Origin of the sequence: Oceanicaulis sp. LC35 (assembly GCF_052055585.1) — a bacterium.
Lineage (GTDB): Bacteria > Pseudomonadota > Alphaproteobacteria > Caulobacterales > Maricaulaceae > Oceanicaulis.
Window position 1 is genome coordinate 34,851 of the sequence record NZ_CP170485.1, and the last position, 14,679, is coordinate 49,529.

At 63.1% G+C, this 14,679-nt stretch carries 15 protein-coding genes; 4 read left to right on the plus strand and 11 right to left on the minus strand.

From position 1 onward, the window contains the following. Nucleotides 1-1,548, minus strand: coding sequence for a signal recognition particle protein (gene ffh / locus ACFELO_RS00185; RefSeq protein WP_440958559.1), 1,548 nt, complete (start codon nucleotides 1,546-1,548; stop codon nucleotides 1-3). Between the two features lie 318 nt (nucleotides 1,549-1,866). On the opposite strand from ffh, the gene gshB reads away from it, so the two are divergent. From gshB to ACFELO_RS00200, 3 genes are all read left to right on the plus strand, one after another. Then, nucleotides 1,867-2,811: a glutathione synthase gene (gene gshB, locus ACFELO_RS00190; protein WP_440958560.1), complete on the plus strand. Its 945-nt coding sequence runs from the start codon at nucleotides 1,867-1,869 to the stop codon at nucleotides 2,809-2,811. Between the two features lie 7 nt (nucleotides 2,812-2,818). Then, nucleotides 2,819-3,571, plus strand: coding sequence for a hypothetical protein (locus tag ACFELO_RS00195; protein WP_440958561.1), 753 nt, complete (start codon nucleotides 2,819-2,821; stop codon nucleotides 3,569-3,571). 66 nt (nucleotides 3,572-3,637) lie between these two features. Further along, nucleotides 3,638-3,790: a hypothetical protein gene (locus tag ACFELO_RS00200; protein WP_440958562.1), complete on the plus strand. Its 153-nt coding sequence runs from the start codon at nucleotides 3,638-3,640 to the stop codon at nucleotides 3,788-3,790. A gap of 122 nt (nucleotides 3,791-3,912) precedes the next feature. Here the strand turns inward: ACFELO_RS00200 and ACFELO_RS00205 are convergent, their stop codons facing one another. The 6 genes from ACFELO_RS00205 to ACFELO_RS00230 all read right to left on the minus strand — a co-directional run bounded on the left by ACFELO_RS00205 (nucleotide 3,913) and on the right by ACFELO_RS00230 (nucleotide 9,650). Beyond that, nucleotides 3,913-4,938 (minus strand): aspartate-semialdehyde dehydrogenase, encoded by a 1,026-nt coding sequence (locus tag ACFELO_RS00205; RefSeq protein WP_440958563.1) that lies wholly within the window; start codon nucleotides 4,936-4,938, stop codon nucleotides 3,913-3,915. Nucleotides 4,939-5,048: 110 nt separating this feature from the next. After that, a complete protein-coding gene (mdh, locus tag ACFELO_RS00210; protein ID WP_440958564.1) occupies nucleotides 5,049-6,017 on the minus strand; it encodes a malate dehydrogenase in 969 nt (322 codons plus the stop codon). A gap of 127 nt (nucleotides 6,018-6,144) precedes the next feature. Further along, entirely contained in the window at nucleotides 6,145-6,714 is a 570-nt protein-coding gene (locus ACFELO_RS00215) for a hypothetical protein (protein ID WP_440958565.1), read from the minus strand. Nucleotides 6,715-6,768: 54 nt separating this feature from the next. Further along, nucleotides 6,769-7,872 carry a cell division protein ZapE gene (gene zapE / locus ACFELO_RS00220; protein WP_440958566.1) on the minus strand — a complete coding sequence of 368 codons (1,104 nt, stop codon included), beginning with the start codon at nucleotides 7,870-7,872 and terminating at the stop codon, nucleotides 6,769-6,771. A gap of 198 nt (nucleotides 7,873-8,070) precedes the next feature. Next, nucleotides 8,071-8,511 carry an acyl-CoA thioesterase gene (locus ACFELO_RS00225; RefSeq protein ID WP_440958567.1) on the minus strand — a complete coding sequence of 147 codons (441 nt, stop codon included), beginning with the start codon at nucleotides 8,509-8,511 and terminating at the stop codon, nucleotides 8,071-8,073. Next, the gene (locus ACFELO_RS00230; protein WP_440958568.1) at nucleotides 8,508-9,650 is read right to left on the minus strand and encodes an iron-containing alcohol dehydrogenase; all 1,143 of its coding nucleotides are present in this window, start codon (nucleotides 9,648-9,650) and stop codon (nucleotides 8,508-8,510) included. Before ACFELO_RS00230 ends, ACFELO_RS00225 begins: the two co-directional genes overlap by 4 nt. A 153-nt stretch (nucleotides 9,651-9,803) precedes the next feature. On the opposite strand from ACFELO_RS00230, the gene ACFELO_RS00235 reads away from it, so the two are divergent. Beyond that, entirely contained in the window at nucleotides 9,804-10,916 is a 1,113-nt protein-coding gene (locus ACFELO_RS00235; protein WP_440958569.1) for a phenylalanine 4-monooxygenase, read from the plus strand. A 74-nt stretch (nucleotides 10,917-10,990) separates the two neighbouring features. Here the strand turns inward: ACFELO_RS00235 and ACFELO_RS00240 are convergent, their stop codons facing one another. The 4 genes from ACFELO_RS00240 to ACFELO_RS00255 form a co-directional block, all read right to left on the minus strand. Further along, on the minus strand, nucleotides 10,991-12,496 hold the full coding sequence (locus tag ACFELO_RS00240) for a CoA-acylating methylmalonate-semialdehyde dehydrogenase (RefSeq protein ID WP_440958570.1): 1,506 nt from the start codon (nucleotides 12,494-12,496) through the stop codon (nucleotides 10,991-10,993). 118 nt (nucleotides 12,497-12,614) lie between these two features. Next, nucleotides 12,615-12,965, minus strand: a complete 351-nt coding sequence (locus ACFELO_RS00245; protein WP_440958571.1) for a hypothetical protein — start codon at nucleotides 12,963-12,965, stop codon at nucleotides 12,615-12,617. A gap of 97 nt (nucleotides 12,966-13,062) precedes the next feature. Continuing rightward, a complete protein-coding gene (arsB, locus tag ACFELO_RS00250; protein WP_440958572.1) occupies nucleotides 13,063-14,154 on the minus strand; it encodes an ACR3 family arsenite efflux transporter in 1,092 nt (363 codons plus the stop codon). Continuing rightward, nucleotides 14,151-14,633 carry an arsenate reductase ArsC gene (locus tag ACFELO_RS00255; protein ID WP_440958573.1) on the minus strand — a complete coding sequence of 161 codons (483 nt, stop codon included), beginning with the start codon at nucleotides 14,631-14,633 and terminating at the stop codon, nucleotides 14,151-14,153. The genes arsB and ACFELO_RS00255 overlap by 4 nt, the downstream gene beginning before the upstream one ends. Between the last annotated feature and the right edge of the window lie 46 nt (nucleotides 14,634-14,679).

Here is a 14,679-nt window from a genome sequence, read left to right on the forward strand (position 1 = left end):
TCATTTTTTCTTCGAGAGGCCGAGCGGTAGGCCATCCGGCCCCAGGGGTCCGCCAATGCCTGGCAGTCCCTGTTTGCCTGGGCCGCCCAGCCCCGGCAGGTCTGCGCCCTTGGGCGCGTGTCCTTTGAGAAGATCGGACGCCGCGTCGCCGAGACCCGGAGGCATGCCGCCTCCCATGCCCGGCATTCCGCCGCCCATACCAGCCATTCCGGGCATGCCGGGGAAACCCCCTTTTTTGCCCTTCTTGCCCATCTTCTTCATCATGTCCGCCATCTGGCGGTGCATTTTCAAAAGCTTGTTCACTTCCGGCACTTCAACGCCCGAGCCGAGCGCGATACGGCGCTTGCGGCTGGCCTTGAGTAGATCCGGTTTGGCGCGCTCTTCGCGGGTCATCGACAGGATGATCGCTTCCTGACGCTTGAGCATCTTGTCGTCAAAGCCGGCATTGGCCATCTGGGCCTTCGCCGCCTTGTTCATGCCCGGCAGGAAGCCCATCAGCCCCGCAACGCCGCCCATTTTCTGAAGCTGGCGCAGCTGGTCGGCCATGTCGTCGAGATCGAACTTGCCCTTGGCCATTTTCTTGGCGAGGCGTTCGGCTTTCTCGTGATCGACCTCGGCGGCGGCTTTTTCCACCAGCGAGACGATATCGCCGCGCCCCAGAATGCGGCCTGCAAGGCGCTTGGCGTCAAAGGCGTCAAGGCCATCAACCTTTTCAGAGACGCCCAGGAACTTGATCGGCAGGCCCGTGACCCAGCGCATGGACAGCGCGGCGCCGCCGCGGCCATCGCCATCCATCCGGGTCAGCACAAGGCCGGTCAGCTTCAGACGCTCGTCAAAGCGTTTGGCGGTCTCCACCGCGTCCTGACCGGTCAGGCTGTCGGCCACCAGAAGGGTTTCGCGCGGCCGCGCCACTTCGGCGATCCTGGCGGCTTCGCCCATCATCTCTTCATCGATGGACGTGCGGCCCGCGGTATCCAGGATCACCACGTCATAGCCCTGAAGGCGACCCGCGCTCATGGCGCGCTTGGCGATCTCGACGGCGGACTGGCCCGCCACGATCGGCAGGCAGGCGACGCCGGCCTTCTCGGCCATCTGCGCCAATTGCTCCATCGCCGCCGGACGGCGGGTGTCGAGCGAGGCGACGAGGACTTTCTTCTTCTCGCGCTCGGAAATGCGCTTGGCGAGCTTGGCGGTGGTGGTGGTCTTGCCCGAACCCTGAAGACCCGCCATCAGGATCGCCACAGGCGGTTCGCCGGTAAGGTTGAGCCCTTCGGGTTCGCCTTCGCCGCCCAGCAGCTCCACAAGACCGTCATGGACGATCTTGATGACCTGCTGGCCGGGGCTGACCGAGCGGATGACCTCTTCACCAATCGCCTTGTCGCGGACCTTGGTGGTGAAGTCCTTCACCGCCGGCAGGGCGACGTCGGCCTCCAGAAGCGCCACGCGGATCTCGCGCAGCGCGGCGTCCACATCCTTTTCCGAGAGCGCGCCGCGCCCGGTCAGGCTGTCAAAGACGCCGGAAAGCCGTTCTGAAAGTGAGTCGAACATGTGTTCGCCTGCCCTGGTCCGCTTCTGGTCACACCCAAGAAGGTGTGTGTGAAACGCGCACGCCGCAACCGCCCCACTGGACGAGCCTTCGTCGAGCGGGGGACCTCGCCCGCCTCCAAGCGTTCACTCCTGATCAATGCAGGACGCCGTGTGCGGGTAAGGCAAGCGGAGAGACGCTTGCGTGAAGCGTGGGCGTTTACGCGGGGGGCGGGGAAGAGTCAAGGGAAAGCGGGATTGTGGGGTTTGCTGACTTCCATTCTCTCCATCCATCCCCTACCTGTCAGCGCAATGATCCCGCCTCTGCCCGAAAGGCCTGCCATGCTGACGATCGCTTTCCAGATGGACCCCATCACCCAAGTCAATGTCAACGCGGACTCCACCTTTGACATTGCGCTGGAAGCCTTTGGGCGCGGCCATGAGATCTGGGTGTATGAACCCAAACATCTGAGCCTTGAGAACGGCAAGGTCCGCGCGACGGCGCAACGGGTCACCGCCATGCAGCGGGTGCAGGGCGAGCATGTGACCCTGAGCGCGCCTGAAGTGCTGGACCTGCACACGGTGGATGCGGTCTTCCTGCGTCAGGACCCGCCCTTTGACATGAGCTATATCACCACCACCCACATTCTTGAGCATCTGATGCCCGAAGTGCTGGTGGTTAATGATCCGCGCCATGTGCGCGATACGCCCGAAAAACTGTTCGTGACGACGTTTGAAGGCGTGATGCCGCCCACCCTGATCACCAGCTCTGAAGACGAAATTCGCGACTTCTTCGAGCGCCATGGCCGGGACATCATCGTCAAACCGCTGTTCGGCAATGGCGGGGCGGGCGTGTTCCGCATCCGCGATACGGCGGAAAACATCGCCTCGCTGGTGGAGCTGTTCGGTCAGACCAGCCGTGATCCGCTGATGGCCCAAGCCTTCGTTCCGGACGTTCGCAATGGCGACAAGCGCGTGATCCTGGTGGATGGCGAGCCGGTGGGCGCGATCAACCGCGTGCCGGCCGAGGGCGAAGTGCGCGCCAACATGCATGTGGGCGGCAAGGCGGTGCAGTCTGACCTGACCGAGCGCGATCTCGAGATTTGTCGCATTATCGGGCCGGAGCTCAAGCGTCGCGGCCTCGTCTTTGTGGGCATTGACGTGATTGGCGATTACCTGACCGAGATCAACGTCACCTCCCCCACCGGCATTCAGGAATTGCGCCGCTTCTCCGGCGTCGATGTGTCGGCTCTGCTGATCGACTGGGTGGAAGCCCAGCGGGGGTAGGCGCATCATGATCGATACCGACACCCTGCATCTGCAATGGGCGCTGAGCTATCCCTTCCCGCGTCCGCAAACACCCTTCATCTTTCTCGATGGCGCGACCTGGCCCCTGATGCAGACGAGCGGCGGGTTTGGCGACTGGATCATTGATCACGCCAAGGGGCCGATGCGGATGGCCGATGCGCTGGGCGAACAGCGACTGTCAGAATTTGAACGCGGCGCCTATCACGCCGTGGCGGCGGTGGGTTCGAACGCCGCGCCCGCTCAATTGCGCCGCAAGTTTCGCGATCATCTTGATGACGTCGCCATTCCGGTGATCCAGATCAACGTGCCTGACCATGTGGTCGCCTATGCCAACCGCATTGCGGTCTATGGCTCGATCCCGGCGACGCTGGTGGAGCGCCCCGGCGGTTCGGTCCGGGTCTGGGCCACGCTTCTGACCGCGCGTGATTACGCCATCATGAATGGCACCGAAGATCGTGGCGAGATTTATGACGGCGTGCCGATCAGCCCGATCCATGTGCCCGAAGCGATCGAGAACCCGTTTGAAGCCTATGCCTGCCTGACGGGCTCGCTCCCCCTGCGTGTCTCCGCTTTCCCCTCAGAGGGCTGTGGCTGGCCCGTGGGCGGCCAGTGGGAAGCGCAATCAGCCGCCATCCGTGCGCTGGGCCTTGATCTGTCGGTGGATCATTTCGTTCTGGAAAACACCGCTGATCCCGAGCTGCGGCTGACAAGAGATCTGGCGCTGTCGAAGGTGCGGTAGAAAAGCGGCTTGCGGGGCGTCGCGAGCTGTCGTCATGCTCTCCCGGCTAAAGATCAGGAGGGGATCATGAAGTACGGGCTGACATTTCTCGCAGGGGTGATTGTCGGGGCGGCGCTGGTGATTGCGGCGGGCCTGTTCATGGGCCGCCAGATCGCCGTGACGCCGGAGCTTCCGGGCGCGAGCCTGACCGAAGACGACGCGCCGTCAGACAACGGATAAGTCACTTCCTCAACGTGAAACCCCGGCCAAGCGCAGCGCCGAGCCGGGGTCTCTATCAGGATAGAGCGCTTAAGCGGAGGGAGGTCCCGGGTCTTCGCTGACGCTCGCCCGGGATTTCAGCCCTATTTCTTCAGCCAGCCCTTGTTGACCACCACTTCGGCGATCTGGACGGCGTTGAGGGCTGCGCCCTTGCGCAGATTGTCCGACACGATCCACATGGCGAGGCCGTTCTCGACGGTGGGGTCGTTGCGGATGCGGCTGACGAAGGTGGCGAATTCACCGACGCTTTCCACCGGGGTGACGAATTGCGGTTCGTCCTCGTCGGCGCGGTCGATCACCATCAGGCCCGGCGCTTCGCGCAGCAGGTTGCGGGCATCCTCGGCGGAGAGTTCCTTTTCGAGCTCCAGATGCGCGGCGACGCAATGGCCGACGAACACCGGCACGCGGGCGCAGGTGGCGAACAGCTTGATCTTGGGGTCGAGGATTTTCTTGGTCTCGACCGTCATCTTCCACTCTTCCTTGGTGGAGCCATCCTCCATGAAGACGTCGATTTTCGGGATGACGTTGAAGGCGATCTGCTTGGGGAAGACTTCCGGTTCGACCGGGTCGTTGACGTAGATCGCCTTGGTCTGGTTCCACAGCTCGTCCATCGCCTCGCGGCCGCCGCCGGAGGTGGACTGATAGGTCGAGCAATTGGCCCGGATGATCCCCGCCGCATCATGGATGGGTTTGAGCGCCACCACGGTCTGGATGGTGGAGCAATTGGGGTTGGCGATGATGTTCTTCTTCGGGCGTTCGTTGAGCGTGTCCGGGTTCACCTCGGGCACCACCAGCGGCACGTCCGGATCCATGCGCCAGGCGCTGGAATTGTCGATCACGAGCGCGCCGGCCTTGGCGATCCTGGGCGACATCTCGCGCGACACATCCCCGCCTGCGCTCATCAGCACGATGTCGACAGTGGAATAGTCAAACGTGTCCGCGTCCTTGATGGTCAGGGTCTTGTCGCCATAGGAGACTTCGCGGCCCACGGATTTGCGGCTGGCAAGCGCGTAGACGGTTTCGGCGGGGAAGAGGCGTTCCTCGAGGATGGTCAGCATTTCCTGACCGACAGCGCCCGTGGCGCCCAGAACGGCGACGTTGAGACCCATGGATCTCTCCTTCAGATGATATTGCTCTGCACAATGACGCAGGCTCAGACAAAGAAAAACCCCCGGGGCCGGTCTGGCCCCGGGGGTTTTCACACCGGATCGACCAGACCTTAGGCCAGGCTGGGGTCAATCTTCTTGCACGCTTCCACAAGGCCTTTCACGGAATCAACCGAGTGGTCGAACATGTCCTGCTCGTCCTTGTTCAGGGTGATTTCGACGACCTTCTCCACGCCGCCAGCGCCGATCTGCACCGGAACGCCCACATAGAGGTTGTCGACGCCGAACTGGCCGGTCAGGTGCGCGGCGCAGGGCAGGACGCGTTTCTTGTCATTGAGATAGGATTTGGCCATGGCGATGGCGCTTTCCGCCGGAGCGTAGAAGGCCGAGCCATTGCCCAGAAGGCCGACGATCTCGCCGCCGCCCTTGCGGGTGCGGTCCACGATGGCGTCGATTTTCTCGTCAGACGACCAGCCCATTTTCACCATGTCCGGCACCGGGATGCCGGCGACGGTGGAGTAACGGGTCAGCGGCACCATGGTGTCGCCATGGCCGCCCATCACGAAGGCGGTGACGTCTTCCACGGACACGTTGAATTCTTCAGCCAGGAACCAGCGGAAGCGCGCGGCGTCCAGGACGCCCGCCATGCCGACCACTTTGTTGTGGGGCAGGCCGGAGAATTCGCGCAGCGCCCAGACCATGGCGTCCAGCGGGTTGGTGATGCAGATCACGAAGGCGTTCGGGGCGTGCTTCTTGATGCCTTCGCCGACCGACTTCATGACCTTGAGGTTGATTTCCAGAAGGTCATCGCGAGACATGCCCGGCTTGCGCGGCACGCCGGCGGTGACGATGCAGACATCCGCGCCCGCGATCGGGGTGTAGTCCTCGACCGAACCGCCGGTCAGGTGGCTGTCCTTGCCGAAGACGGGGCTCGCCTCGCACAGATCCAGCGCCTTGCCCTTGGCGGTGCCTTCATTGAGGTCCATCAGGACCACATCGCCCAGCTCTTCACGAGCTGCGATATGGGCCAGGGTGCCGCCGATCATGCCGGCGCCGATAAGGGCGATCTTTTTGCGAGCCATGGAATTACTCCTCAAGCCTTACGAGGGGATGCGCCTTTGATGCAGGCGCGAAGACAGGTGAGCCTGATCTACTCCCCTCGGCGCGGAAGTGCAATGCGCCGAAGGGAGAAGACCGCTCACAGGCCTGTCAGTCTCCCAGCCAATGCATGAAGCTGGCGTTGCGGATGTGCTCGCCGCCCATTTCCAGACCTACGGTCATGGCCGGCGGATCGCTTTGCGGTATGTCGCCGGGTTCTTGCAGGGCGTCAGCCTGGATCATGCCGGAAATCAGGATGTCGCCGAGTTCGCCGTCATGAGCGCGGAACTCGAATGCGCCATCGGTCAGGGTCAGATCGTGCGGGCGGATGCGGCGATTGTCGACAAAATAGGTTGAGCCCATCTCGTTGATGGCGGTGTCGCCCCCGACCGGGTTCAGGCTCAGCCAGACCGGGATCTCGTCAGGGTTTTCACCGGCTTCACGCCAGAACATGAAATCGGTGCTGTGCCCGACGAAAATATGGTCGATGGACCATCCTGCGACCGCGATGTCATTCATCGGAACGAAATAGCCGCTGGCGTCATAGCTCGTCCCGATCTCGAACTCGCCGGTTGCTACAGACTGCGCGGCGGCGGGTTCGGAGGGGGCGGTAGCGTCGACAGAGTCAGAGCATGCGGTCGCCAGCAAAAGGGCGGTTAGACCAAGTGTAATACGGACCATGATGCGTCTCCCCAGACTATGGTCTGCGGAGTGTGCCCCAGGCCGGAGCGTCCGTCACTCTGCTTGCGAGACATCCTCGCCCACCCGGCGCTCGGCGGCCAGATAGGCATGCCCGCTCATCTCCATCAGGCGTGACACGGTGCGTTGGAATTCGAACGCATAATCGCCTTCGGGATAAAGTTTGGAGGCTTCGGCGGCCGCGCTCATGATCAGCTTGGTCTTCACTTCGTAGAGGGCGTCGATCAGCGTCACGAAACGCTTGGCGGCGTCGCGCTTGCCCGGCGTCAGCAATGGCGCGCGGTCGATCATCACGGTGTGGAAGGTTTCCGCCACCATCAGATAATCCGCCGGACCCAGCGGCCGGGCGCACAATTCGTCAAAGGTGAAGCGCGCCACGCCCGCCGCCTGACGCGGCACCACCAGCTCACGCCCGTTCACGTCGAGAATGCAGGTCTGCACCCTGGCGCCGCGGGTCAGACGCTTGAAGGCGCTGTCCATCGCTGAATCCGCTTCAGAGCCCAGCGGATGGTAGAACACCGGCGCGGCTTCAAGCTGTTCGAGGCGGTAATCACGCCCGGAATCAAGCTCGCGCACATCCAGCGTCTGTTTGATCAGCTCGATAAAGGGCTCAAAGAGTTGCCGGTTCAGGCCGTTCTTATACAGATCATCGGGATGGCGGTTGGATGTGGCGACCATCACCACGCCCTCGGCGAACAGACCGTCAAACAGGCGGCCCAGGATCATCGCATCGCCCACATCGGTGACCTGAAGCTCGTCAAAGCACAAAAGGCGGGTCTGCTTGGCCAGCGCTTTCGCCACGCGCGGCAAAGGATCGGAATCCTTTTTCTCGCGCTCATGGGTGATGCGGGCCTGAATCTCCTGCAGGAACTGGTGAAAGTGGACGCGGCGCTTCTTCGCGACCGGGGCGGCGTCAAAGAACAGATCCATCATCAGGGATTTGCCGGTCCCCACCCCGCCATAAAGGTACAGGCCCTTTGGTGAAGGTTTGGACTTGCTGAAGAAACCGGACTTGCCTTCGTTCCACTCAGCCAGTTCATCGCACAGCGCCTGCAGGTGTTCGGCGATTTGCGCCTGTCCGGGATCGGGCTGCAGCCGCCCTTCGGCCACCGCCTGTTTCAGGCTGTCCACAGGACCCATACTCAAAGGCTCCAGAGCAGAGCTGCGGCCGCGATCAGAGCAAAGCTGACAGCGGCGGCGAGCCAGACAAGGGCGGGGCGTTGCAAGGTGCGCATGGCCGCCTCGATACAATGATGCGCCCGCCCCGCCAAGACGCAGACGCTTATACCCTTATGAGGTTGCAGAAGGATTGCGAGGGGATGACAAGCGTGTAGCCCGTCAGCCCATCCAGCCTTCAAGCTCTGACCGCCAATGATCCGGCAGGGGCTTCGGGCGACGGGTTTGCCGGTCCACATAGACATGGACGAAGAACCCCTCGGCGGCGGCGGTGTCTTCGCCCGCTTTGAAGATGGCGATCTCATAGCGCACCGAGCTGGAGCCGATGCGCGCCACCTTCACCCCCGCTTCCAATTGATCAGGAAAGGCGGTGGCGGCGTGATAGCGACAGCCGGTCTCCACCACGAGGCCGATGGTCTCGCCATGCTCGATGTCGAGAAGGCCCGCGCGGGCCAAACGCCGGTTCACGGCGGTGTCGAAGAAGCCGTAATAGACGACATTGTTGACGTGGCCGTAGACATCATTGTCCGCCCAGCGGGTTTCGATGGGCTCAAATTGGCTAAAATCCGCTCGCCTCGCCGGGGCCTGACGCTCTGCGCTCACAGGATTTCCTCATACATCGCCACGATGGAGTCGTAGGTCATCTCGCGCGGATTGTTTGGCAGCAGGCGATCATTCGCGGCCACGTCTTCAGCCATTTTCGGCACGTCATTATGGCTGATGCCCAGTTCTGACAGACGACGCTCGATGCCCACGGCCTCGGCGATGCGGTCCATCTCGTCGATCAGGCCGGTCGAGCCGGGCTTCAGGCCCAGATGCGCGGAAATCTCCGCATACTGACTTTCGGCTTCAGGTGCGTTGTAACGCAGCACCGGCGGTAGGACGACGGCGTTTGAAAGCCCGTGCGGCACATGGAACATGCCGCCCAGCGGATAGGCCATGGCGTGCACGCCCGCGCAGGGCGAGTTGGAGAAGGCCTGCCCCGCCAGCATGGCGCCCAGCAGCATGTCGCCGCGCGCCTCGCGATCCGAGCCGTCTTCGCAGGCGCGCAGGATCGAGCCGTGCAAGAGCTTCAGCGCGGTCAGCGCCAGCGCATCCGACATCGGGTTCTTCGATCGGCGATTGGTATAGGCCTCGATGGCGTGAACCATGGCGTCAATGCCGGTATAGGCGGTGGGGTGGCGCGGCAGGCCCAGCGTCAGATCCGCATCCAGGATCGCCATGTCCGCATACAGAGGGTCCGCGGCGATCCCGCGTTTGGAGGTCGCCCCGGTGGTCAGCACGGCCACATTGGTGACTTCAGAGCCCGTACCCGCCGTGGTCGGCAACAGGATCAGCGGCGGACGGCTCGCCTTGACCTGCTGGACGCCATACATGGTGGACAGCGCTTGCTCGCCGGACAGCAAGAGCGCGACGACCTTTGCGGTGTCCATCGGGCTGCCGCCGCCAAAGCCGATCACGGCCTCTGCGCCAAACTCCTGGCCTTCCTGAACCGCTTCGAAGACGGTGCTTTCGGGCGGGTCAGCGACCACCTTGTCATAGACATGCACCTCAAGGCCCGCATCCTTCAGCCCCGCCAGCGCCGCATCCGCGAGCCCCGCCTTGCGAACGCCCTGATCGGTGACGAACAGGATGCGTTTTGCGCCCTTCAGCGCCGGGGCGGCGGTTTCTGCGAGGCGCGCGCTGGAGCCCGGTTCAAACAGGGTTTTGGGGACCGTGGTGAAGGTGAAAGCGGTGGTCATGATGGTCGGCTCCTCCCGTCTGCGGGCTCGCACTGCGCGGATGCGTCGCGTGTGTTATGAGCGGGGTCTCTTTATGCGGACCCTCGAAACAGGCACAGTATGCCTGTCTTTTTCACCCAGACCAGCCCGGCTGGCCAGCCATAGGAGGCGACTATGCTCGACGAACAGTCCACATCCATTCCGGATATGGGTCGCGCCTATTATGACCCCCTCGTGCAGGATGCGGGCAATGGCCTGACGGGTCCCGGCGGAGCGCTCTATCGCTACGCCATCCGGCCTGAAGGCTATCGTCTGGATGAGAGCGATTTCATCGCCGACAGCTGGCAGCTCAAGCGCCAGCCTGATTACACCCCTGCTGAGCATGCCCGTTGGCGTCTCCTGTTCGAGAACCAGCGCAAGATGTTGCCGGGCCGCGCCTGCAAGGACTTCATGGAGGGGTTCGAGCAGCTTGAGCATTTGTTCAAGGACGGCATTCCCAGCTTTGACGACATCAACGCCATCCTCAAACCCGCCACGGGCTGGACGGTGGTGCCGGTGCCCGAGCTGATCCCGGACAACATCTTCTTCTGGCATCTGGAGAACCGCCGCTTCCCGGCGGGCGTCTTCATTCGCGGCGGCAATCCGAAGACCAAAAAGGTCAAGGAGGCCAATCAGGGCCGCGCGCCGGAGTTTGTGGAATACACCGCAGTGGAGGACGACCTCTTCTATCTGCAGGAGCCGGACACCTTCCACGACATTTTCGGCCATGTGCCGATGCTGATGAACCCGTTCTTTGCGGACTATATCCAGGCCTATGGCGCGGGTGGTCGGCGGGCGATCGAGTATAATCGCCTGAAGAATTTCGGCTCGGTCTACTGGTACACGGTGGAGTTCGGCCTGATCCTGGAAGAGGGCGAGCTGCGCGTCTATGGCGCGGGCATCCTGTCGAGCCCGGACGAAACCCTGTTCTCGCTCTACTCAGACAGCCCGCACCGCATCAAGATGGTGCCCGAGCGGGTGATGCGCACCGATTATGTGATCAGCGATTTTCAGGAAACCTACTTCGTCGTGGATTCCATCAAGGCGCTGTATGAAAGCACCGCCGGTCGCGATTTCACCCCGATCTACAAGAAGCTGCCCGCCGGCTTCACCTACGCCACCACCGCAGCCCTCGACACCGATGTGATCGTGACCGAGGGCACGCAGGAATACAAATTCTGCGGCGGCAAGGGCAAACCCCGCGCGGTCGAGCACATGCAGGCGATCCGCGAACAGCACAAGCGGTAGGGTTCTGGCTTGAAAGCACAAAAAAGCCCCGGCGTCTCCGCCGGGGCTTTCGTGTATTGGAGAGGGGGTGAACCCTACTCCATCGTCGGGATGATGAAGGCCTGATCGGACACCTGACCGGACGGCCAGCGCTGGGTCACCGTCTTGATCTTGGTGAAGAAGCGCACGCCTTCCATGCCGTGCTGGTTGGCGTCCCCGAACGAAGACCGCTTCCAGCCGCCAAAGGTGTGATAGGCGACCGGCACCGGGATCGGCACGTTCACGCCGACCATGCCCACATTGACCTTGGAGGCGAATTCCCGCGCGGCGAGGCCGTTGCGGGTGAAGATCGCCACGCCATTGCCGTACTGGTGCTCGCTGGGCAGCTTGGCGGCCTCTTCGAGATCCTTGGCGCGCACGATCTGCAGCACCGGGCCGAAGATTTCTTCCTGATAGGTCTTCATGTCGGCGGTGACATGGTCAAACAGGGACGGGCCGATGAAATAGCCCTTCTCATGACCTTGCAGCTTGAAGTTTCGACCGTCGATCAGGAGCTTCGCGCCCTCGTCCACACCCATCTGGATATAGCCTTCGACCTTCTCCTTGTGCGCCTGGGAGACGACCGGGCCGTACTGGGCGTCAGGATCGGTGGAGGCGCCGGGGGTCAGCTTCTCGATCTCGGGGATCAGCTTTTCCAGGAGGCGATCGGCGGTGTCGTCACCGACAGGAACCGCCACGGGAAGCGCCATGCAGCGCTCGCCAGCCGAGCCATAGGCCGAACCGACCAGGTCTTGCACGACCTGATCCAGATCGGCGTCAGGCAGGATGATGCCGTGGTTCTTGGCGCCGCCCATGGCCTGCACGCGCTTGGCGTTCGCCGTGCCGCGCGAATAGACGTACTGGGCGATGTCGGAAGAGCCCACAAAGCTCACCGCCTTGATGTCGGGATGGTCGAGGATCGCATCGACCGCTTCCTTGTCGCCATGGACGACGTTCAGGATGCCATCCGGCAGGCCCGCTTCCTTCATCAGCTCGGCAAGGCGCACCGGCACGGACGGGTCTTTCTCGGACGGCTTGAGGATGAAGGCGTTGCCGCAGGCGATGGCCACGCCGAACATCCACATCGGGATCATGGCGGGGAAGTTAAACGGGGTGATGCCCGCCACCACGCCCAGGGCCTGACGCATGGAATACACATCGATGCTGGGGCCGGCGCCTTCGGTGTATTCGCCCTTCATCAGATGCGGCACGCCGCAGGCGAATTCGATCACTTCCAGACCACGCTGCACATCGCCCTTGGCGTCAGCGACGACCTTGCCGTGTTCGGACGCCAGCAGCACCGCCAGCTCGTCCATGTTCTCTTCCAGCAATTGCTTGAACTTGAACATGACGCGGGCGCGGCGTTGCGGGTTCACTGCGGCCCATTCGGGCTGCGCCGCCTTGGCGATGGCGACCGCTTCGTCCATTTCCTTGACGCTGGCGAGCGCGACCTTGGCCTGCACCTCGCCGGTGTTGGGATCATAGACGTCGCCGAACCGGCCTGAGGCGCCGGGGACAGCCTTGCCGTTGATGAAGTGATGGATATCGCGATGGGCGGACATGGGGCTTCCTCCGTCAGGCCGGTCTGTAGGTGGACTGAACGCCGGCTCGTTTGTGTGTTGGGCCGGGTTTAACGCCGCGCAGGGCGGCTTGTCGAGCGCCCGGCGGCGCTTGTGACCGCTAGCGTGCGGACAGGGTCGCGGTTTGACCGTCTCCGGTTTCTCCGCGCCAGCCCTCTTCGGTGAACACGCCGGAGAACACGCTGGCGCCCGTGGGGTCGAACAGGTTCAGCGTCTGGTCTGCATCCCGATAGCTCCAGAAGGTCGTCATCGACACGCTGGCCGGGCACTGGGGCATGGCGGTGGCGAAGCCCGATGCGTCGCGCTGGTCGAGATTGGTTTCCGGCAGGGGCGCAGCCGTGGCGTCCAGCAGCAGCTCACAGCTCTCTGCAGGCGTGGTCAGCGTATAGATCCCGCCTTCGGGCGCCGCCGCCTGAAGCAGGGCGAAAAGGCCGATGAGTGAGGACAACATGGTCAGGCTCCTGCAGAGGCTAGACGCTGGCCGGTTGGTCAGCGCCGGGATCGTAACAGAGCCGCGTCCCAAGTCACCTCACACACCCAGACACAGATCAGGCATCGGGACGGGCGTGCGCAAACCAGCCCTGTGTGCGGTTGGCGAAGGCGACCAGCGACAGCATGACCGGCACTTCCACCAGCACGCCCACAACGGTCGCGAGCGCCGCGCCGGAATTGAGCCCGAACAGGGAGATCGCCACCGCCACCGCCAGCTCGAAGAAGTTCGAGGTGCCAATGAGCGCGCAGGGCGCAGCAATGCTGAAAGGCGTCCGGGCCAGCCATGCGGCGCCATAGGCGAGGGCGAAAATGCCGTAGGACTGGATCAGGAGCGGGACGGAGATCATCGCGATCACCACCGGCTGGGTCAGAAGCGTCCGTCCCTGAAAGCCGAACAGGATCACCACGGTCGCGATCAGGCCCAGAATGGAGAGCGGCTTGATCTGTGCGGTGAAGGCGCTGACCGCAGCCTCACCCTCCGCCGTGTCACGGCCGCGGGTGATCAGATGGCGCACCACAGCGCCCGCGCACAGGGGCGCGATCACGTACAGCCCCACCGAGATCATCAAAGTGCTCCAGGGCACGCTGACCTCGGTCACGCCCAGCAAAAGCGCCACGATCGGAGCAAAGGCGAAGACCATGATCAGGTCATTGGCGGCGACCTGCACCAGGGTGTAGTTCGCATCCCCGCGCGTCAGCTGAGACCAGACAAATACCATCGCGGTGCACGGCGCTGCGCCCAGAATGATCAGCCCTGCGATATAGGCCTGGGCGTCCTGAGGCTGCAGGAAGGGCGCAAAGACAAATTCGAAGAACAGGACGGCCAGCCCGGCCATGGTGAAGGGCTTGATCAGCCAGTTCACGATGAGGGTGATGGCGAGGCCCTTGGGGCGCGCTCCGATATGGCGCAGGCTTGTGAGGTCGATATTGACCATCATCGGGAAGACCATCAGCCAGATCAGCACGGCGACCGGAAGGTTCACCCGGGCGATTTCGAGGCTGGCGAGCGCAGCGAAGGCGTTCGGGACCAGCGCGCCAAGCGCCGTGCCCAGCACAATGGCGCCGCCCACCCAGACCGACAGCCATTTTTCGAAAAACCCGATGCCGCCTGCTGACGGCGCCGTGTCCTGCGTGTCAGAGACGCTCATTGCCCGGCCTCATGCGCAGCTTTCAGGATGGCGAGGCGCTGCTCGCTGTTGGCGTCGAGAATGCCCGCGTCCAGACAGGACTGGATGCGGGTCCTGAGCGCTTGATAGGTCGTTTCAAATCCGGCTTCTGCTTCCGGGCCATCGGGCAGGGCGGCGGGGTCGGGCAGGCCCCAATGGACGCGCACGGGCGCGCCGGGCCAGATCGGACAGGGCTCGGAGGCGGCGGAATCACATACCGTGATCACCACATCCATTTGCGGAGCGTCGGGCGCCTCGAACTCATCCCAGCTTTTCGAGCGCAGATCATCAACCGTCAGACCATGGCGCTGCAGCGTGGACAGGGCGTAGGGATTGGGGCGGCCTGAGGGTTTTGACCCGGCCGAATACGCTGCTACCTTGCCCTCGCTCAGCGAGGACCAGAGCGCTTCAGCCAGGATGGAACGCGCCGAGTTTCCGGTGCACAGGACAAGTAGATTCATAAGGCGCTCCGCTTGGTTGAATCGCATTCAGCCTCTATAATGCGAG

Excerpts from the sequence above, each read along its gene's own strand:
- gshB (WP_440958560.1), top strand. The coding sequence starts at position 1,867 with ATGCTGACGATCGCTTTCCAGATGGACCCCATCACCCAAGTCAATGTC.
- arsB (WP_440958572.1), bottom strand. The coding sequence starts at position 14,154 with ATGAGCGTCTCTGACACGCAGGACACGGCGCCGTCAGCAGGCGGCATC.
- ACFELO_RS00255 (WP_440958573.1), bottom strand. The coding sequence starts at position 14,633 with ATGAATCTACTTGTCCTGTGCACCGGAAACTCGGCGCGTTCCATCCTG.
- ACFELO_RS00230 (WP_440958568.1), bottom strand. The coding sequence starts at position 9,650 with ATGACCACCGCTTTCACCTTCACCACGGTCCCCAAAACCCTGTTTGAA.
- ACFELO_RS00235 (WP_440958569.1), top strand. The coding sequence starts at position 9,804 with ATGCTCGACGAACAGTCCACATCCATTCCGGATATGGGTCGCGCCTAT.
- mdh (WP_440958564.1), bottom strand. The coding sequence starts at position 6,017 with ATGGCTCGCAAAAAGATCGCCCTTATCGGCGCCGGCATGATCGGCGGC.
- ACFELO_RS00245 (WP_440958571.1), bottom strand. The coding sequence starts at position 12,965 with ATGTTGTCCTCACTCATCGGCCTTTTCGCCCTGCTTCAGGCGGCGGCG.
- ACFELO_RS00205 (WP_440958563.1), bottom strand. The coding sequence starts at position 4,938 with ATGGGTCTCAACGTCGCCGTTCTGGGCGCCACGGGCGCTGTCGGTCAG.
- ACFELO_RS00200 (WP_440958562.1), top strand. The coding sequence starts at position 3,638 with ATGAAGTACGGGCTGACATTTCTCGCAGGGGTGATTGTCGGGGCGGCG.
- ACFELO_RS00240 (WP_440958570.1), bottom strand. The coding sequence starts at position 12,496 with ATGTCCGCCCATCGCGATATCCATCACTTCATCAACGGCAAGGCTGTC.
- ffh (WP_440958559.1), bottom strand. The coding sequence starts at position 1,548 with ATGTTCGACTCACTTTCAGAACGGCTTTCCGGCGTCTTTGACAGCCTG.
- ACFELO_RS00195 (WP_440958561.1), top strand. The coding sequence starts at position 2,819 with ATGATCGATACCGACACCCTGCATCTGCAATGGGCGCTGAGCTATCCC.
- zapE (WP_440958566.1), bottom strand. The coding sequence starts at position 7,872 with ATGGGTCCTGTGGACAGCCTGAAACAGGCGGTGGCCGAAGGGCGGCTG.
- ACFELO_RS00215 (WP_440958565.1), bottom strand. The coding sequence starts at position 6,714 with ATGGTCCGTATTACACTTGGTCTAACCGCCCTTTTGCTGGCGACCGCA.